We start from the raw sequence: 19,364 nt of genomic DNA, 5'->3' as shown, positions 1-19,364 counted from the left end.
TTCATCATAAGACGGGATGCAAAAGGAACGCTGCCCGGATATACGGCTCAGGCAGTCCCCTTATAGCGCTTCAAATACTCCCCGGCTGTGTCCCGGCTCAAAGAGAACATCCGCACCAGTTTATCCAATATCTGTCCTTCTGTTTTCCCTTCCTCCAGATTATCCAAGACGAAGGCCCTTATACCTTCCTCAAGTCCGGCCTCCCTTCCTTCTTCCCTTCCTTCTTCCCTTCCCTCCGCCTTAGCATCCTGAAGCTGATACATCCGTTCTTCCCATTCCTGCATATATCTCACTCCAATCTCTTCACTGACTTTGACCTGGCTGACCCGCCTGTGCAGTTCCTTAATCCGCGGACTGCTGCTTTTGGCCGCCTCTGTTTCAGAGGTGCGCTCTATGTAATGAAGCAGCTCTATCAGCTCTCCGCTTATTCCCTCCGGCACAGTTCCATGGGTATTGAGAAATATCCTGACCGCCCCGTCTTCCAGAAAAAGGCCGTTTTCCTCCTGACACTCCATCCGGATGGAACGCAGCCAGGGCACTGTCCGCATTTCCCTCTCTGCCTGGGGATGCTCCGCCAGATTAATCTCCTCACCAAGTATGATGGAAAGGACCAGTTCCATGGTCCCGCGATCCTCCATGACACATGCAAATAAAAAACGGTCCAGCAGGGTAAGCTCTGCCAGAGGTTTCATGACAGGCCTGCCAGGGTCATTCATTTTCTTCATCCTATTCTCCTTTTATTATACAAAAGCTTTACTTCCGTTGCAAGACACGAATCACATATCCTGAATCACATATCCATAGAACCACCGCCTGACATTTTAAAAACATTCAACCATATAACACAGGGATACAGGGGAGAAACTCCCTTAAGATTATCTCGGACAGAACGTCCTTAAGATTTATATATGTAAAATAGCACTTACCGCCGGTCAAGTCAATAGCATGGACATAAATAACATTGGCGTAATAAAAAACGCTGTCTGAAATGAATCCATATGATAATGAATCCATCTCAGGCAGCAGCCTTATGCCACACCTGCTTCAGCCTATTTACGCCCCAGGCTCATTCCGGCCTTCAGCATCCTGAATGTACGGTCAGCGGCACTGATATACAGCTCTTCGGCCCGCTCCAGAGCCTCCTCGATATCCATGGCGCCATTTATCGTGGTCATAATACTGTCAATGCCGTAATCAAAAATCGTCTCAGCCTTGTCACCCATGCCTCCCACGATGGCTGCCACCGGGATGCCTCTCTCCCTGCAGCGCTTTCCGATTCCGCTTGGCACTTTTCCAAAGGCAGACTGCCAGTCCATTCTGCCCTCTCCGGTAATCACCAGGTCCACACCCTCTAAGAGGCTGTCAAAATGAACCAAATCCAGTACCGTGTCAATACCGGACTTAAGATTGGCCTTCAGGAACACGCAGAATGCCGCCCCTAATCCACCGGCAGCGCCTGCTCCGGGAATCTTATCCACATCCACGCCCAGCTTTTCCTTCAGCAGGGCCGCATACCGCACCATTCCGCCCTCCAACACATCCAGGATTTCCGGTGTACCGCCCTTTTGCTTTCCAAATGTATAGGTGGCTCCGTCCGGTCCCGTAAGGGGATTGGTCACATCGCACATTACAGTGAACCTGGCCTGGGCCACAGCCGGGTGAATCCGGCTCACGTCAATATCAGCCACTCTGGTCAAATCCCGGCCTCTGCCCTCCAGCTCATTTCCCTGGTCATCCAGGAATCTTACACCCAGAGCACGCATGGCCCCCATACCGCCGTCATTGGTAGCGCTGCCGCCAATAGCTATGGAAATCTTCCGGTACCCCCGGTCCAGGGCATCCTTAATCAATTCACCGGTGCCATAGGTGGTGGTGTTCAGGGGATTGCGCTTGTCCGCAGGCACCAAAGGAAGCCCGGAAGCAGCTGCCATCTCTATGATGGCGGAGTCCCCTTCAAATTCCCCGTAAAAGGACTGCTGGTCCTCCATCAGAGGGCCATGGACCGTCAGCCTGCGGCATGTACCGTTTAGCGCTGAAATCACGGCGTCAATGGTTCCCTCACCGCCGTCAGCCACAGGCACGCCAGCTGTCTCACAGCCCGGAAATGTACGCCCTGCCGCCTCCTCCAGAAGCTGTGTAATGCGCTCTGACGACAAGGTCCCCTTAAATGAATCTGATGCAAATAAAAACTTCATGGTTCCGCCTCCCAATTGTGATTGAATTTCTTAAATCTATTGTACTGTTTCCAGGCTGCCGCGTCAATGTTCCAGAAAACACATATTCGGCACATTAATTATTCCTCAGCACAACAAATCTTCCGGCCATCCCCCATTCTGTTTCCCGTTCCGCCGCCTAATCCTGCATCATTTCCTTCACATCCCTGAAAAACACCATCGCCATGTAAAACACCGCCGACTGGCTCAGTACACGCACATCATATCCTGTCAATTCCTCCAGCTTCCTGAGCTTATAGGTCAATGTATTCTTATGGATGTGCATGGCATCCGAAGCAGCCTTTAAGGAACCCTCGGCTCCGAAATACGCCTCGAGAAGCCCCATCCACTGACACAGCTCCTCATAACCGCAGTTCTTAAATACCTTGCGCAGGTACTCTGCCTTCACGCTTTCAGCCACATCCTCCGTAAACAGCTCCAGGGTAACGCTGTCATACGTCATGACGTCCCGTTTGGACATACCGGCTGAGCGCCATGCCTTGTTGGCCTGGCCATATGCCACATGGATGTCCCTGGCCCTGCCGTCGATTCCCATAACCAGCCCTATGCCGAGTTTCTTCTGCACACAGGAGCGTATGCGCCCGGCCAGCTGTTCCATATGACGGTCGGAAGCACCCTGAACCAGGAAAATCTGCCGGCCGGCATTGCGGAACACCAGACATCCCGCCCCTGCCAGGGAAACAGCTTCCGCCTCTGCCTGCTCCAGCAGCTTCTGGCCCGACGCGGTGGATGCGTATTCCTGGAAGTTTCTGACGCCTGCCACCATGACCCTTCTGGGAACAGAAATGTCGATTCCCAGCGCAAAGCCTCTCTCCTCCAGTACCCTGGGCTGAAGGAGTCCGCTTCCAAGGACCCAGTCCTCCAGAAAACGGTTCAGCACCCGCTGCCCCATACGGCGTTCATCCTGCCAAACATTTTCCCGAATCAGGATTTCCACCATCTTTTTCACAATCCGGCCATAGCCGGCCACTTCCTCATACCGGCCCGTGATGCCGATGACGCCGGCAATGCTTCCGGCCTGATATACTGGCAGGTTCAGCCCCGGACGGGAGGTGAACGTAGCCTCCTCGTCCCTCACATACAGCTCATCCAGATGCTCCCTGATGATTTTCCTGGCACCCTCATGCAGTGTGCCGATTCGTTCCGGGTCCGTACTGGCTATGACACAGCCTTCCGGATCCATCATATTAATATGCTGGCCCACAATGGCCCCCACTTCCTCCACAATGGCCTGGGCTCCCTGCTGTGAAAGCCTCAGCGCCTGACCTGTCTGTTCCATCCATTCCACCTGCCTTAACCATCCTGCCTGCTTTGCAGCCGCCTATATGCCAAAAGGGGGCTGCGGCGCCGGGGACACCCCCAGCGCCGCAGCTCCCCATATTCATTCCTGTTCCCTCATGTTTCTGTTTATCACATTTCCCCGGATCTACTGATAAATGGGGTATTTGTCACAGAGCTTTGTCACTTCGCCCCTGATATAATCCGCTTTATTCTCAAAATCCGTGGCAGCCAGCCAAATGCACTCGGCAATCTTCGGCATGTCCTCTTCCTTAAGGCCCCTGGTGGTAATGGCCGGTGTCCCGATGCGCACGCCTGAAGTGACAAAGGGGCTTCTGGGGTCGTTGGGAACCGTATTCTTGTTCAGGGTGATATACACCTCATCGCAGCGGTTCTGAAGTTCCTTGCCCGACACCTCCATGCCGCGCAGGTCAACCAGCATCAGATGGTTGTCCGTGCCGTCCGTAAGGAGCTTGAATCCCTGTTTTTTAAGAGCCCCGGCAAGAGCCTTTGCATTGGCTGTCACCTGGCGCTGGTATGACTTGAATTCAGGCTTTAATGCCTCTCCAAAGCACACTGCCTTTCCCGCAATCACATGCTCCAGCGGACCTCCCTGGGTTCCCGGGAAAATGGCCTTGTTGAAATTAAATTTCTCAGCCGCCTCCTTGTTTGCCAGAATCATGCCGCCCCTTGGACCCCTCAATGTCTTGTGGGTGGTGGTGGTCACCACGTTTGCATAAGGAATGGGGCTGGGATGTTCGCCCGCAGCCACCAGGCCGGCGATATGGGCCATATCAACCATGAGATAAGCGCCAACTTCGTCAGCGATTTCACGAAACCGCCTGAAATCAATGGTCCGGGCATAGGCGCTGGCGCCTGCTATGATAAGCTTTGGCCTGGCTTCCTTTGCAATCCGCTCCAGCTCATCGTAGTCGATGAAACCCTGGTCATTGACTCCATAAGGTACGATATTAAAGTAAAGGCCGGAAAAATTCACAGGACTTCCGTGGGTGAGATGGCCGCCGTGGTCCAGGTTCATGCCCATGACCGTGTCCCCCGCTTTCAGCATGGCAATGAACACCGCCATATTGGCCTGAGCGCCTGAATGAGGCTGTACGTTGGCGTAATCACAGCCGAACAGCTTCTTAGCCCGCTCAATGGCAAGGGTTTCCACCACGTCCACGCACTGGCATCCGCCGTAATAACGTTTTCCCGAATATCCTTCCGCGTACTTATTGGTGAGAACCGTCCCCATAGCCATCATGACAGGCTCTGACACGATATTCTCTGATGCGATTAGTTCCAGGTTGCGTCTCTGGCGCGCGCATTCAGCCTGAATGGCCTCGCCCACTTCCTTGTCATATCCGGTAATAAAATCCATTACTTCATTAACCATTATCTTACCTCTTCCTTTCGCAATGACAGCCTTTTTCTGCTGATTATAACCTATATGACAGCAAATTGCAAGACATACGACAAAGCCGCTTCCTCTTTGTCTGTTAATTTTTTGCCACCGTTTTTCTTAAGAATTCCATAATAATTGTAGTACTTTCTTTAAACTTTAGTCACAATTCGGTCACAATTATAGGCTATTATCAAACTCGTTCCATAAAAATTCATTTAGAAAGTCTCACCGGGAGGCTTTCAGAGGAGGATACTATTATGAAGAAGACAATCGCAAAATCCATGACCGCTATTATGGCAGCAGCTATGATCGCAGGAAGCCTGACCGCTTGTGGCGGCAGCGACAACAAGGCTGAGACCACTACTGCTGTAGAGACCACAGCAGAGGCTACTGTGGCTGTTGAGAAGACCACTGCTGAGGCTGCTGACACTAAGGAGTCTGCCGAGGCTGATGACGCTGAGGAGTCCACTGAGGCTGCTGATGCTGAGGAGTCTACCGAGGCTGCTGACGCAGAAGAGTCCAGCGAGGCTGATGAGACTGAGGCTTCCAAGGAAGAGGCTGCCAGCGAGGCTAATGCTGAGGTTGCAGAGGAAACAACTGAGGCTGCTCAGAACTAATCTTCTTTCGCGTAAAAAAGGGTGCTGTCCGCTGCGGCAGCACCCCTTTTTTATTCCTGATGAATGAAACTTCCTAAAAACTTTCTAATGGAACTTCCAATTCTTCACCACAATCTGCAGATTCCTGTTTCCGTTATACTCATTTACTCCCGGATAGTAGATAATATCCATGACACGGCGGTCACCCATTTCCTCCATGAACAAATCTCCCTCCGTAAAAATCACGCCGTCCATGGCTGTTCCCCGCTCATTTACAAGGCTTACCCGCACCACATTCCTGTTACGCCCCATGACCCTGGCACTGCGTATAAACAGTCCCTTCTGGGCAAACTGGGGTTTCTCATTTCCCTGTCCATACGGTTCCAACAGCTCCAATTCCTCTATGAACGGTTCAGTTATGTATTCAAAAGGCATAGCCACATCAATCCACACCTTGGGTATGAAATCCTCTTCCGTCAGCCGCTCCCGCGCGTTTTCGTTGAGACGGCGCCGGAATTCGTCCACATCCTTTTCCTCCAGTGAAAACCCGGCCGCCATGGGATGGCCCCCAAACTTAAACAGCAGGTCCTGTACCTCCACCAGAGACTGGAACATATGATATGCCTCTATGGAACGTCCCGACCCCTTGACGCAGCCCTCAGCCCGCGTAAGCACATAGGAGGGCTTATTGTACCGCTCCCTGAGACGTCCCGCCACAATGCCGGCCAGGGATTCGTGGCAGTCCGGCAGGAATACCACCAGCACCTTATCCTCCCGGTACAGCTCATCCACCATGGCTGCCGCCTGTTCAATCCCCTCCTGGGTCATGTCCTTGCGCTGGTCATTAAGGGCCTTTAATTCCTCTGCCATCCGGTCCGCCGCAGCCTCATCCTCACACAGAAGGAGCCCAAGGGCTATCTTGGCCGTCTGAAGCCGTCCGCTGGCATTCAGGCACGGTCCTATGACAAAGCCAATGTGATAGGCCGTGACGGTCCCTGCCTGGAGATTATTTTTCTCAATCAGTTTCTGAAGTCCCAGATTGGACGTATGTTCCAGCCTGGAGAGCCCCTCCTTTACAATGATGCGGTTCTCTCCCTGAAGCTTCATCACATCCCCCACCGTTGCAATGGCTGCGATTTCCAGCAGACTGAGCCATTCCTCCCTGGGAATTTTATGGACCTCATAAAGCACCTGCACCAGCTTATAGGCCACCATGCCGCCGCATATATCGGGAAACGGATAAAGGCTGTCCCTGCGCTTGGGATTGACCACGGCATCCGCAGGCGGCAGTATCTCCCTGCCCTCCGGCGTCTCCCCTGCCTCAGTCAGTATGTCGTGATGATCCGTCACGATCACGGTCATCCCCAGCTCCTTGGCCCTGGCTATCTGGCTGATGGCGGCAATGCCGTTATCACAGGTAAGGATGGTGTCAATTCCGTCCTCCGCCGCTGCCTCTATAATCAATTCATTGATGCCATATCCGTCCTTAATGCGGTCCGGAATCTCATAATCCACCTCAGCCCCAATCCTCTTTAAGGCGCGGTAGAGAAGGTATGTGGAGCATACACCGTCTATATCGTAGTCTCCCACAATCCGTATACGCCTGCCTTTAGCCGCCTTCTGTCCGAGTATCTCCACTGCCCGGTCCATATCCGGCAGCAGGTGCGGATCGTGAAGCTGCTCCACGGAGCCGTGGAGATACCGTCCTATATCTTCCATATCCTCCAGACCGCGGTTGCGTATGATTCTGGCTGTAACCGGGCTGATATGGTATTTTTCTGCAATTTTATTAAAGTCTGCCTTCTTGGCGTATAACATCCATCTTGCTTCTGTCATTGTCTCATCCTGTCCTTGTCTCATCCTGTCCTTGTCTATTCTTCCTGATCCCCCATGACCGAGGAGTAAATGATACCAGCCGCCATCCCCGCAAATGCCGGCACAATCCACCCCAATCCCGCCCCGTATCCGGGCAGGAACGTAGTTGCCTGAGTGAGGAAGGGAATCACGAATTTGCTCTGTTCCAGGGCATATACCACACTGACCGCGCCTGTAAACAGAATGGCCGCGGGATACATGGCCGGCCACCTTCCTGTAAGCGGCCCTAAAAACGCCAGCACAATCAGCACAATGGCGATTGGGTAAATGGCGTTCAGAACCGGCACTGACACGGCCAGTATCTTATTAAGACCCGCACTGGATATAATCAGGCTAATAAGTGCAAATAAAAACACCCAGACTCTGTAGCCGATTACAGGTATGATAGAATTGAAATACTGGCTGCAGCAGCTGAGAAGCCCCACGCATGTATTAAAACAGGCAATGAGGAAAATAAGCCCCAGTATCATCATGCCGGCATTTCCAAAGAGGTTTCCCGCAACGTAGGTAAGTATCCTTGCCCCATTATCCATGCTGCCGGCCGCAGCTCCCGCTGGCGCACCGATGTGGGCCAGGGCCGCATAAATAAGGGCCAGCAGAGTACCTGCTATGATTCCCGCCTTGATGGTTTCCCTGACAATCGCGCCCTCCTGGTCCACCCCCTTGGCCCTTATATTGATGGCAATGATAATTCCAAAATTCAGGGCCGCAATGGTGTCCATAGTCTGGTATCCTTCCAGGAAACCCGCCACAGCGGGGCCAAACTTATAGACAGCTCCGGGGGCGCCGTAATGCCCCATGGGCCACACCAGGCATCCGATAAAAATAACGCTGATAAGGAGCAGCAATGCGGGACACAGTATCTTCCCCAGCCTGTCCGTCAGCTTATCCGGCCTGAAGGCCACTGCCATGGCAGCCGTAAAGAACACCACGGAATACCCGAACTGCGCCATGGTCCGGACCGTAAAGCCGGTCCCCCTTACCGTGCTGTCCAGGGAAACGCCCAGCTGCTCAAGAACCGGAAACACTGTCATCTCAAAGGAAGTGCTGGAGGTCCTGGGAATAGCCAGGCACGGTCCAATGGAGAGATAAATAAGAAGGGTAAACAGGAATGCAAAGGCAGGGTGCACCCTGCCCGCCAGCTTGTCAATGCCGCCTGAAAGGGCAACCGCAGCCACTCCCAGGACAGGAAGTCCCACCGCGCTGAGAAGAAACCCTGACATGGCCTTCCAGGTCATCACCCCTGCCTGAGCACCAAGAAAAGGCGGGAAAATCAAGTTCCCCGCGCCAAAAAACATGGAAAATAATGTAAATCCTACAAGCAGAAGATTCTGCTTCGATAATTTCTGCTTCATATTTATTTTCTGCCTTTCTGCGAAAGGCACCGATGGGGCTATGAAACCCGTTCTCTGCATTTCGCCTTTTAAATTTATTTTCCTACTGATAAAATACAACGTGGCTAACCACTACCTCTTTATTCCAAACTTTTATCCCCGCTTAATACAAAATAAGAGATAAGAATCAAACTTCCCCCGCTCTTTCTTACCTCTGCCCGTAACATAATACCACAAAATACGACATCTTTCAAGAAGGTTGCATATTTGTGACAGCTATGCGGCCAGCGCTGTGTGGTCAGCCATTCCCATTATTTTAATACCAATAGCCTTCCTCTCCCCTTCCTAAGGACGGAATTTTAAATTATTTTACAAAAAACCATTGACATTTCTATCCAGACAAGCTATAATAGCTCTTGCGCTGTTAGAGATACAAATCAAACAGCAGCATGCGTCAGTAGCTCAGCTGGATAGAGCATACGGCTACGGACCGTAGTGTCGGGAGTTCGAATCTTCTCTGGCGCATGAGGAAAACCTCGCAGGTGCAAGCCTTGCGGGGTTTTTATTTTCAGCGAATACGAAAAAGACAACCATTACTGATTGTCCTCCATCACCTCTCTCACCTTCTCCAGCATCACCGGCGTCAGCTTAAGAATCCGCTGTTTTTTAGACACCTTCCCCACGGCCTCCTCAAAGCTCATACCATTACCAGCCGTCATGGCATCCTTCACCAGAATATAGTAAAGCATAACTGCCTTTTTATCTTCCTTTGGGAGCTTTTCCCTAAGCTTCTGCTCCACAGCCGCCTTCTGGGCTGTGCCTCCCGGAAAAATGCGGTGCAGATATTCCCTCTCCTCCTGCTCCCGCTCCTCCTTGCTCTTAATCTCAAATCCGAATATATTCATATTCCCCTCCTGCACGCTCGCACCAATAACACAATATAGTACAAGTATAAAATCCAGAGGAAAGTACGTCAAGAAGTTTCTCAGTGTTATCCGTCACATATTATCCGCTACTTGTTATCCGCTACTTGTTATCCGCTACTTGTCATCCATCCCTCCCCGCTTCCATATCGTCAAATACGGCCCTATCCACGCCACCGTCCTGGAATGCCACCACAGTGGTACACACTGCATCCCCGGTAATGTTGACAGCCGTCCTGCTCATATCCAATATACGGTCAATTCCCATAATCAGGGCTATGGCCTCCACAGGCAGGCCCACTGAGGCAAATACCATGGAAAGGGTAATTAATCCCACCCCCGGCACGCCGGCCGTTCCCACGGAAGCCAGGGTGGCAGTCAGTATCACGGTCAGATAATCCGCTACGGACAGGTGGATTCCAAAGGCCTGGGACGCGAACACCACAGCCACCCCCTGCATAATGGCTGTGCCATCCATGTTGATCGTGGCCCCCAGGGGTATGGTAAAGGAAGAAATACGCCGCGACACCCCCATCTTCCTGTGCAGGGTATCGATGGACATGGGAATGGTTGCATTGGAGGTTGCGGTGGAAAATGCAAAGCCCATCACAGGCAGGAATTTCTTGAGAAACCTGACAGGACTCAGCCCTGTAAAACCCTTAAGGATTGCCATGTAAACCACCAGCCCCTGTATGGCCAGTGCAATCATGACTCCTGCCATATATTTAAGCAGGGGCAGGAACGCGTCAAAACCAATGCCGGAAAATGTCCTGGCTGTCAGGCAGAACACGCCGTAGGGAGCCAGCTTCATGACCATGACTGTCATCTGCATCATCACATCATTAAACTGGCTGAATAAATTCCCCACTGTCTCAGCAGCTTCCCCCAGGCCGGCCAGAATGGTTCCCACAATCAGCGCAAAGAGGATGATGGACAGCATGTCCCCGTCTGCCAGCGCCCTCACCGGATTGACCGGAATGATAGCCAAAAGCGTGTCCGCCAGCCCCTCCTTCTCACCGATTGCGACCTGGGCTGTTTCCAGGGCAGAAAGGTCCAGCCCGGCTCCCGGGTTAATGATATGGGCAGTCAGTATGGCCGCGGTGATGGCCAGTGCAGTGGTTGCCAGATAAAATCCCAGTGTCTTTACTCCTATTTTTCCCAGCTTCTTCGTATCCCCCATGGACATGCTGCCGCACACCAGGGAGCAGAATACCAATGGCACTACCAGCATCTGCATAAGCCGCAGGAATCCATTTCCTATCAGATAAAACATACCGTCTATGAGCAGTACGTCCCGGACGTTTCCCTCGGGAACGACGTAATGAAGAAGGATGCCCGCAGCTGCCCCCAGCGCAAGCCCAATGAAGATAGCGGTGGTAAGCCCCGGCCTTTTCCTATTTTCCATAGCCGATACCGTCCTTTCCCTCAGCCCGTCTCTGACTCCCGGCCCGCCAGCCCTCCATATACGCTTCCAGCATCTCCTTCCAATGGGGCAGGAGACGCATATCGGATATGCGCAGCATCATATTGTCCAGCACGCTGTAGGAAGGTCTCATGGAGCTTAAGGTATCCTCAGAGGCATTTACAGGTTCCACCGGGACCTGATAGCCAGCCAGCCGGACAGCCTCCTTTGCCAGCTCATACCGGCTGCAGCAGCCCTGGCCTGTCACATGGTACAATCCGTCCTCACCGTACTCCATCAGCTCTATGACCTTGGCAGCCAGTCCGTCAGCCCCTGTGGGAGATGCCATCTGGTCCGAGGCAGCCCTGATGTTCTTACCCTGTCTTGCCATCTCCAGAATACGTCCCAGGTATGGGCTTCCCTCCCCGAATATCCAGGAACTCCGCACAATGATATGGCGGCTGCAGAACTCCCTTACAAAATTTTCCCCTGCCATCTTGGACTTGCCGTACACGGTACGCGGTGAGGCCGGGTCAAATTCCGTATAAGGAACCTGGCTTTCCCCGTCAAACACATCGTCTGTGGACATCTGGACCAGCCTGGACTTACCCTTTCTGGCGGCAACGCTCAGATTCCTGGCCCCCAGGGCATTTACCCGGTATGCCTCCTCCGGACGCGCCTCACAGACAGCCACATCGGTCAGTCCGGCGCAGTTTACGATATAATGGGGCCTGTTGATATGGGCATATTCCATCACAGCCTCTGAATCCGTGATGTCCACCGAATCCACATCCGTCAAAAGCAGCTCCACTGGCCTGGACGCCAGAATATCTGTCATCTTCCTGCCAACCCGTCCCCCAGCCCCGCATATCCATACTTTCAGCATTCCGCTCCATCCTTCCATATATAACTGAATTTCTATATTTTTTCCATATATACATCAGGTAGTATCTGCAATTGCACGTACTTCATACACCCACCGGAACGGAAGCGTCCCCCTCCTGCCTGCTTAACCTCCATCTGACCCTCTCCTCTCATTATGTGTCTCGAATTCCCCTTCAATCTCCTCCAGTATCCTGGCATAGCGGCAGAAATCCTGTTCCAGCCGCTCCCGGTTCCTGGGCTGTTTCTTATAGCATACCCGGTGTTCCATACTGGCCCAGAAATCCATGGCCATGGTCCGAAGCTGCACCTCCACCGGAAAATATTCCATGGTGTCCAGAAAATACACCGGTATTCCCAGCACGATGTGATAGCTCCTGTATCCGTTGGGCTTGGCATTTCGGATATAATCCTTTTCCTTGATTATCACCAGGTCCGACTGTTTTTTCAGCGCCGCCGCCAGATTATAGATGTCCTCCACAAAGTAACAGATAATCCGCAGTCCCGCTATGTCCTGCAGATGGTTCCTGACATTGGTCACTCCCGCCGTAAATCCCAGGCGGGCCAGTTTTGATTCCATGCTCTTCTTTTCTTTTATCCGGCCCTGGATATTATGTATGGGACCGGCGGCAGACCTGTCCCCGTAAAGACTGTGGTTGAGGATTTCCAGCCGGGTACTAAGTACCCGGCTGGCATCCTCGTAGGGCTTTATCAATTCATAATACTGCTCATTTGTCATCACACGGACCCCCGCATTCTATCTCAGGCAGGCTGCCGCAGCGGGCAGCCTCCATTTCTATCCAGCATACAGATAAATTGTGAGTATTCTGTGATGGTTTTCTATAGAAATTATAAACTCCCTGCTTTTCTCTCCATGGCCCTGCCGCACAGGTCAGAGAACAGATGGTTCATGGCAGGGGCTGACTCAAGAAGGCTTTCGGGATGCCACTGTACGCCTACAATCAGACCATCCTGGTCCTCGATGGCCTCAATGACCCCGTCATTTGCATACGCCGAGGCCCTAAGCCCCTTTCCCAGCTCCTTCACCGACTGATGGTGCATGGAATTGGTCATACAGACGCCGCTGCCCAGAAGTCTTGACAGTCTGGTTCCCTCTTCCACCCGTATCTGGTGGGTAAGGTAATCCCGCCTGCCAAGCTGCAGGTGCCTGATGCAGTCAGGCCCCTTAAGGGAGAGGTCCTGATACAGGGAACCTCCCATGAGCACGTTGAGCAGCTGGTTTCCCTTGCAGATACCCAGCATGGGCTTTCCGTGCTCCAGGGCATAACGGCCTGCCCTCATCAGGGCTTCGTCAATATCAGGCTTAAATACCTGGATGGCCGGATGAGGGTCCTCCCCATAGTAGGAAGGCGTCATGTCCTCCCCGCCCGGGAACAGGATTCCGTCACAGATTCCCATGATTTCCTCTGTCTGCTCCATGACGGCAGACGCCGGCAAAATCACAGGGATTCCCCCGTTCTTCATGACCGCATCCACATAGCAGCTGTTCTGATAGGCCCTTTCCATGCTGTCAAACAAGCCTGGCTGGGTCATGTATGTATTTCCCATGATACCGATAATCGGACGCTCCATCTTCTCCGCCTCCCTACAGTATATCCTGGCGCAGGATGTGGCGGATGCGTTCCGCGTCCAGACCCCTGATGACCTGGGCCGCCAGCTCCGTAGCCGCCTCCAGGTCATCCTTTGCGCAGAAATTATAATGGGAATGTACATATCTGGAAGGCACGCCCAGCACAAGGACCGGAACCGCCTTTCCTATGAGGCTGATTCTGCCCGCATTGGTGCTGCCTCCCCGCCTTACGGCCTCCTGGTACCGGATACCGAATTTACCGGCCAGCTCCATGGCGTATTCCATGAACACCGGATTGGATATATAGCTCTTGTCCATACGGCGGATCTGAACGCCGTTTTTCATCCTTCCCTGGGCCTGGGCAGCGGAAAAGAAGAAGTCATCCGACGGGGAACCCTCGAACAGGATGGCCAGGTCCGGCTTCACCACCTGGGTGGTGACGGTGGCGCCCCTCATGCCCACTTCCTCCTGGGCCGCAAACGCACCCACCACATCCACTGCCAGCTCATTCCTGCCGTCATATATCTTATTCATGGTATCCACGATGCAGGCGCAGCCGGCCCTGTTGTCAAATGCCTTGCCGAAGCAGAGCCCGTGTTCCTCGTCATAGGAAAAGGACACCTCCGGGACCATGGGGTCTCCGATGGATACGCCAAAGTCCTCCTCCACTTCCCTGCGGCTGGTGGCGCCGATGTCCACATACAGATTTTCAATACACAGCTCCAGGGAAGCCCTCTCCTTGTCATTCATGAAATGCACCGGCTTTGACATGATGATGCCCCTGATTTTCTTGCCGGCCCTTGTCTTTATGATGACCGTGTGGGCCGGAAGGCTGGTCAGGTGAAAGCCTCCCAGCATGAGGATTCCCAGGCAGCCGTTGTCGTGGATGCACTGCACCATAAAACCGCACTCGTCCAGGTGGGCGTCCAGCTGCACCACCGGCTTGTCCCCGGCGCTGCCCGGCATGCGCACATACAGGTTGTTCATGGCGTCATTTTCCACCTGGTACTTGCCGCAGTAACCAGCCACGGTGCGCACCACCTCCTCTTCAAACCCGCTGGGGCCAAATGCATCCGATATCTTTCCAAACATCTCTATATCCATTGCTGTTATCTCCTTATTCAAACGCGCTCTAATACACCACAAAACAATGGGCCGTCACCACATCCATCCATCTGGATGTCTCCAGCCTGTTGGTGAATGTGTCCACTGCCCTCATTCCCGGATAAAAGGACATCTGGTATGCCTTCTTCCAGTCTTTGTAGGTCACTTCATATGTAAATGTCTCCGGAAGCGCTGCCCTGCACCGGGAAGGATTCCCGGCCAGTGCCTTCTTCACTCCCTGGCGGATGGATTCCTCCACCTGCCCCGGCGCCTTACAGTAAGTGGATGCCCCCAGACCGGTCTTTGTCACGGCCGTGGTGATGTCCGGCACCATTTCCCTGGCCATGTCACAGATGGTCCTGTCCCCGGACAGGAACAGCACCGGAACCTTGTGGGAAGCAGCCGTGTAGCTGTTCAGCATGAATTCGCTCATGCAGCTGCCGTTTAAACGGATGTACAGGCTATTGCCCGTGGAGGTGTGGCTGATGGCAAAACCCGGATTTCCTGCCGGGGCATGATATCCTATGTACATGACCCCGTCAAAGGAATCGTCCAGGCCGGACATCATGTTATATGGGTGGCCGCTCTTGCCCCGAATCAGGGTCACGTAATCCGGCATGCAAAGAGGATCAATGTTAGTTGCATCCCCGTGGCCGTCCTTTACCACTATCTCGTCAGCTCCCGCTTCATGGGCAGCCTCACACGCAGCCACCACTTCCCTGGTCATCTGCTCCGCAAATTCCCTGTACGCAGCTTCATTCTTATGTGTCTCATATGCCAGGGCCACCCCTGCGCACCCTTCTATATCCGCACTGATAAAGAGTTTCATCCCTTGTTCTCCTTAATTTTGTCATCATAAAGATGGCAGTATACATAATGGTCGTCCGATACCTGGTAGCGCTCCGGCGCCTTTTCCTTACAGATGTCCATACACTTGGGACACCTGGTGTGGAACTTGCAGCCGCTTGGCGGATTTAAGGCCGACGGGATGCTTCCTTCCAGGATGATGCGCTCCTTCTTTGCCGTTGGGTCCGGGACCGGTACGGCTGACAGCAGGGCCTGGGTGTAAGGATGAAGCGGATTGCTGTACAGCTTACGCTTGTCCCCCACCTCCACAAAATTCCCCAGATACATGACGCCCACCCGGTCGCTGATGTGCTCCACCACGCTCAGGTCATGGGCCACGAATATATAAGTCAGGTTAAACTCCTTCTGAAGCTGGTGCAGCAGGTTTAACACCTGAGCCTGGATGGACACGTCCAGGGCCGATACAGGCTCGTCCGCTATGATCAGCTCCGGCTCAACTGCCAGGGCCCTGGCGATTCCGATACGCTGGCGCTGGCCGCCTGAAAATTCATGTGGATACCGGTTGGCGTGGTAGTCATCCAGTCCAACCTTTCTCAGAAGCCCCATTACACGGTCTTCCAGTTCCTTCTTGCTCTTTGTCAGACCGTGTATGATTAACGGCTCCGCGATGATGTCAAATACAGACATCCTGGGATTCAGGGACGCGTACGGGTCCTGGAATACCATCTGGACCTTTTTGCGCACGGAGCGCATCTGCTTTCTGCCATAGGAGGAGATATCCTCCCCGGACAGGACGATTTTCCCTGCCGTGGGGGTCTCCAGCTTGCAGATTCCCCTTCCCAATGTGGATTTGCCGCAGCCCGACTCACCTACGATGCCGAACACCTCGCCCCTTCGCACCTCGAAGGAAACGCCGTCCACCGCCTTGACGAATTCACGCCCGCTGCGAAAATCCCCCTTCACAGGATAATACACTTTCATACCTTCAACATTCAGCAGGATATCTGCCATCACGCGTCACCGCCTTTCTTTTCACAGAGCCAGCAGCGGCTCATATGGCCTCCTCCCACATCGTAGAAGCCGGGTTCTTCCTCCCTGCACTTATCAAAGGCGCAGGAACATCTGGGAGCGAATTTACATCCCTGAGGCATGTATTTTGGATTCGGGACATTGCCCGGTATGGATTCCAGCTCCTCCGCATACTCTCCCAGCTTGGGAATGGATGCCAGAAGGCCCCTGGTATACGGATGGGACGGATTGGCGAAAATGGACCTCACATCCCCCTTCTCCACCACCCGGCCGCTGTACATGACCACCACGTCGTCGCAAACTTCCGCCACCACACCAAGGTCATGGGTGATGAACAGGATGGAGGTTCCTGTTTTCTGCTTCAGGTTCTCCATCAAATCCAGAATCTGGGCCTGGATGGTAACGTCCAGTGCCGTGGTAGGTTCATCCGCTATGAGGATTTTCGGTTTGCACACCAGCGCCATGGCTATCATGACTCTCTGGCGCTGTCCTCCGGAAAGCTGGAAGGGATATTCCTTCATCATGCGCTCCACCCTGGGAACGCCTGTCAGCTTCAGCATCTCCACCGCCTTGTCCCAAGCCTCCTGCTTGCTTATGTTATTGTGCATCAGGATACATTCCGTAATCTGGTCCCCAATCTTCATGACAGGGTTCAGGCTGGTCATAGGTTCCTGGAAAATCATGGAAATCTTTTCCCCGCGCATCTTCCTGCGCTCCTCATCGTCCAGCTTTGTCAAATCGCGGCCCTCAAACAGGATTTCCCCTTCAGCCACCTTTCCCGTGGTTCCCATCAGAAGTCCCATGACGGACAGGGCGGTCACGCTCTTGCCGCTGCCTGACTCTCCCACGATTCCAAGGGTGCTTCCCTCTCTCAGTTCAATATCCACACCATCCACTGATTTAATCACACCGCTGTCCGTGTAGAAGTAGGTGTGCAGATTCTTAATCTCTAAAATATTATTATTCGTATTCTCCATAAGTCCCACTCCTAATCAGTCAGTTTTGGATCCAGCGCGTCTCTCAGGCCGTCGCCCAGCAGGTTAAAGCAGAGCACGGTAAAGAAGATTGCAAGACCCGGAAACAAGGTGATATGCCAGCTTGTCAGCATGTAGTTACGTCCATTGCTCAGGAGCAGTCCCCACTCCGGCGTGGGAGGCTGGGCGCCCATGCCCAGGAAACTGAGGCTGGAAGCAGTGATGATGGAGGTTCCGATGGACATGGTGTACTGTACGATGATATTGGGAATGGCGCTGGGCAGGATATGCTTGAACAGAATGCGCATGTCACCGGCTCCGATGTTGCGGGCGGCCTGGACAAACACGCTGTTCTTTGTCTCCAGTGTATTGCCCCTCACCAGACGGGCAAACTTGGGGATGTTGAACACCGCAACCGCGATTACCACGTTATAAAGTCCGCTTCCCAGGATGGCCACAATAGCAATTGCCAGGATAAGGCCCGGGAAGGCCAGCAGCACGTCACAGATACGCATGATGATGGAATCAATGATGCCGCCGTAATATCCGGCCAGAAGTCCCATAATGGTTCCCGCAATCATTCCCACGGTCACGGCAAACAGACCCACGCTGAGGGATATCCTGGTTCCGCAGATTACCCTGGAAAACAAATCCCTGCCGAATTCATCGGTGCCAAAGAGATGGGCGGCCGTAGGCGGCTGCATGATGGCAGAGTAATCATATTCATTGATTCCATAAGGGGCAATCTTATAGCTGATAAATGCCAGCACCACAAGAAATACCAGGAATACCATGGCAACCATGGCTGTCTTCTGTTTTTTGAACTTTCTTACAAACTCTGAAAACGGGGTATTGATGTCCGTCTTTTCAGTTAACAATTTATTCATAGCCATCTTTTGTCGCCCCCTTTTAGCTCAATTGAATTTCTGGATTCAGCACTGCGTACAGTACATCCACAACCAGGTTAATCAGTACGAAATGCAGGGAAAATATAAGAATCAGCGACTGGATTGCAGGATAATCCCTGTAGTTCACGGATTCAATCAGAAGGGAACCAAGTCCCGGAAACGCGAAAACAGTTTCCGTCACAACGGAACCGCCCAGAAGAAAACCGAACTGAAGTCCCACAACCGTCACCACGGATATCATACAGTTACGGAACACATGCTTCCAGATAACGGTCTTTTCCCGCAGGCCCTTGGCCCTGGCCGTACGCACGTAATCCTCCTTCATTACCTCGATGACGGAGGAGCGGGTAAAGCGGGCAATAATAGCCGCAATGCTGACCCCCAGCGTGATGGACGGCAGAATCAGGTTCTTAAAGGAGCCGGCCCCCGTGGTGGGCAGCAGCCTGTACTTGACCGCAAAGACCATAATAAGCATGAACCCAATCCAGAAGGAGGGCATGGATATACCTGAGACAGCCACGGTCATTCCTGTGTAGTCCTGCCACTTGCTCCTGTTTCTTCCTGACCATACGCCGATAAGGACGCCTGCAATCACGCTCCAGGTCAGGCTTAAAAGGGTAAGCTGCACCGTATTCATGTAGCGCCCCTGGACCTCAGTCAGCACCGGACGCTTGGTTCTCAGTGATGTGCCCAAATCCCCCTTCACAAGTCCTGTCACGTAGCTGACATACTGCTGGGGAAGGGGCTTGTTAAGACCAAGCTGTTCCCTTACCAGTTCCACATCCTCTTTGGTTGCCTGCGGTCCTGCCACCTGTCTGGCCGGATCTCCGGGAATCAGACGCACAAAGAAGAATACAAATGTAACTACGATAATCAGGGTTGGTATAACTCCAACAATTCTTTTACATATGTATCTCAGCATATAAACTCTCACCTTTCATATCATTATTGGGTATACACCCTGTATTTTATTCTTAAAAAGGTCTGGCAGAGAATCCCCCTCCGCCAGACCCTTAAGCCTT

18 protein-coding genes and 1 tRNA gene are annotated in these 19,364 nt (G+C 52.9%); 2 read left to right on the top strand and 17 right to left on the bottom strand.

Annotated features, from left to right (window positions below; translation table 11 throughout):
* Nucleotides 1-47 precede the first annotated feature (47 nt).
* From G614_RS0103505 to glyA, 4 genes are all read right to left on the bottom strand, one after another.
* Nucleotides 48-725 carry a hypothetical protein gene (locus G614_RS0103505; RefSeq protein WP_027640819.1) on the bottom strand — a complete coding sequence of 226 codons (678 nt, stop codon included), beginning with the start codon at nt 723-725 and terminating at the stop codon, nt 48-50.
* Nucleotides 726-1,049: 324 nt separating this feature from the next.
* Nucleotides 1,050-2,195, bottom strand: a complete 1,146-nt coding sequence (locus G614_RS0103495) for a glycerate kinase (RefSeq protein WP_027640817.1) — start codon at nt 2,193-2,195, stop codon at nt 1,050-1,052.
* Nucleotides 2,196-2,352: 157 nt separating this feature from the next.
* Entirely contained in the window at nt 2,353-3,513 is a 1,161-nt protein-coding gene (locus tag G614_RS0103490; RefSeq protein ID WP_027640816.1) for a CdaR family transcriptional regulator, read from the bottom strand.
* 147 nt (nt 3,514-3,660) lie between these two features.
* Complete coding sequence (glyA, locus tag G614_RS0103480; protein ID WP_027640815.1) at nt 3,661-4,908, bottom strand: serine hydroxymethyltransferase; 1,248 nt, start codon at nt 4,906-4,908, stop codon at nt 3,661-3,663.
* Between the two features lie 266 nt (nt 4,909-5,174).
* Between glyA and G614_RS0103475 the strand changes: the two genes are divergently transcribed.
* Entirely contained in the window at nt 5,175-5,534 is a 360-nt protein-coding gene (locus G614_RS0103475; protein WP_027640814.1) for a hypothetical protein, read from the top strand.
* A gap of 84 nt (nt 5,535-5,618) precedes the next feature.
* Here the strand turns inward: G614_RS0103475 and recJ are convergent, their stop codons facing one another.
* A complete protein-coding gene (recJ, locus tag G614_RS0103470; protein WP_027640813.1) occupies nt 5,619-7,349 on the bottom strand; it encodes a single-stranded-DNA-specific exonuclease RecJ in 1,731 nt (576 codons plus the stop codon).
* Nucleotides 7,350-7,384: 35 nt separating this feature from the next.
* Nucleotides 7,385-8,743 (bottom strand): branched-chain amino acid transport system II carrier protein, encoded by a 1,359-nt coding sequence (brnQ, locus tag G614_RS0103465; protein ID WP_027640812.1) that lies wholly within the window; start codon nt 8,741-8,743, stop codon nt 7,385-7,387.
* Nucleotides 8,744-9,173: 430 nt separating this feature from the next.
* Here brnQ and G614_RS0103460 point away from each other — a divergent pair.
* Nucleotides 9,174-9,247: transfer RNA gene (locus G614_RS0103460), tRNA-Arg, on the top strand.
* A gap of 68 nt (nt 9,248-9,315) precedes the next feature.
* On the opposite strand, the gene G614_RS0103455 is transcribed toward G614_RS0103460, so the two are convergent.
* The 11 genes from G614_RS0103455 to G614_RS0103400 all read right to left on the bottom strand — a co-directional run bounded on the left by G614_RS0103455 (nt 9,316) and on the right by G614_RS0103400 (nt 19,264).
* Nucleotides 9,316-9,627, bottom strand: coding sequence for a hypothetical protein (locus tag G614_RS0103455; RefSeq protein WP_027640811.1), 312 nt, complete (start codon nt 9,625-9,627; stop codon nt 9,316-9,318).
* Nucleotides 9,628-9,769: 142 nt separating this feature from the next.
* Entirely contained in the window at nt 9,770-11,050 is a 1,281-nt protein-coding gene (locus tag G614_RS0103450; protein ID WP_027640810.1) for a dicarboxylate/amino acid:cation symporter, read from the bottom strand.
* The gene (gene rfbD / locus G614_RS0103445) at nt 11,040-11,933 is read right to left on the bottom strand and encodes a dTDP-4-dehydrorhamnose reductase (protein ID WP_027640809.1); all 894 of its coding nucleotides are present in this window, start codon (nt 11,931-11,933) and stop codon (nt 11,040-11,042) included. The genes G614_RS0103450 and rfbD overlap by 11 nt, the downstream gene beginning before the upstream one ends.
* A 123-nt stretch (nt 11,934-12,056) precedes the next feature.
* Nucleotides 12,057-12,668, bottom strand: a complete 612-nt coding sequence (locus tag G614_RS0103435; protein ID WP_027640808.1) for a GTP pyrophosphokinase — start codon at nt 12,666-12,668, stop codon at nt 12,057-12,059.
* A gap of 110 nt (nt 12,669-12,778) precedes the next feature.
* Nucleotides 12,779-13,522, bottom strand: a complete 744-nt coding sequence (locus G614_RS0103430; RefSeq protein WP_027640807.1) for a gamma-glutamyl-gamma-aminobutyrate hydrolase family protein — start codon at nt 13,520-13,522, stop codon at nt 12,779-12,781.
* A gap of 13 nt (nt 13,523-13,535) precedes the next feature.
* Nucleotides 13,536-14,624: a M42 family metallopeptidase gene (locus tag G614_RS0103425; protein ID WP_027640806.1), complete on the bottom strand. Its 1,089-nt coding sequence runs from the start codon at nt 14,622-14,624 to the stop codon at nt 13,536-13,538.
* A gap of 28 nt (nt 14,625-14,652) precedes the next feature.
* The gene (locus G614_RS0103420; RefSeq protein WP_027640805.1) at nt 14,653-15,453 is read right to left on the bottom strand and encodes a M55 family metallopeptidase; all 801 of its coding nucleotides are present in this window, start codon (nt 15,451-15,453) and stop codon (nt 14,653-14,655) included.
* Nucleotides 15,450-16,442, bottom strand: coding sequence for an ABC transporter ATP-binding protein (locus tag G614_RS0103415; protein ID WP_027640804.1), 993 nt, complete (start codon nt 16,440-16,442; stop codon nt 15,450-15,452). The genes G614_RS0103420 and G614_RS0103415 overlap by 4 nt, the downstream gene beginning before the upstream one ends.
* Complete coding sequence (locus tag G614_RS0103410) at nt 16,442-17,437, bottom strand: ABC transporter ATP-binding protein (protein WP_027640803.1); 996 nt, start codon at nt 17,435-17,437, stop codon at nt 16,442-16,444. Before G614_RS0103410 ends, G614_RS0103415 begins: the two co-directional genes overlap by 1 nt.
* An 11-nt stretch (nt 17,438-17,448) precedes the next feature.
* Nucleotides 17,449-18,327, bottom strand: coding sequence for an ABC transporter permease subunit (locus tag G614_RS0103405; protein WP_027640802.1), 879 nt, complete (start codon nt 18,325-18,327; stop codon nt 17,449-17,451).
* Between the two features lie 16 nt (nt 18,328-18,343).
* On the bottom strand, nt 18,344-19,264 hold the full coding sequence (locus tag G614_RS0103400; protein ID WP_027640801.1) for an ABC transporter permease subunit: 921 nt from the start codon (nt 19,262-19,264) through the stop codon (nt 18,344-18,346).
* Nucleotides 19,265-19,364: the final 100 nt, after the last annotated feature.

Origin of the sequence: [Clostridium] clostridioforme AGR2157 (genome assembly GCF_000424325.1) — a bacterium.
GTDB lineage: Bacteria > Bacillota > Clostridia > Lachnospirales > Lachnospiraceae > Enterocloster > Enterocloster clostridioformis_A.
The sequence above is the reverse complement of the archived record's forward strand: the minus strand, read 5'-3'. Positions and strand labels throughout refer to the sequence as shown.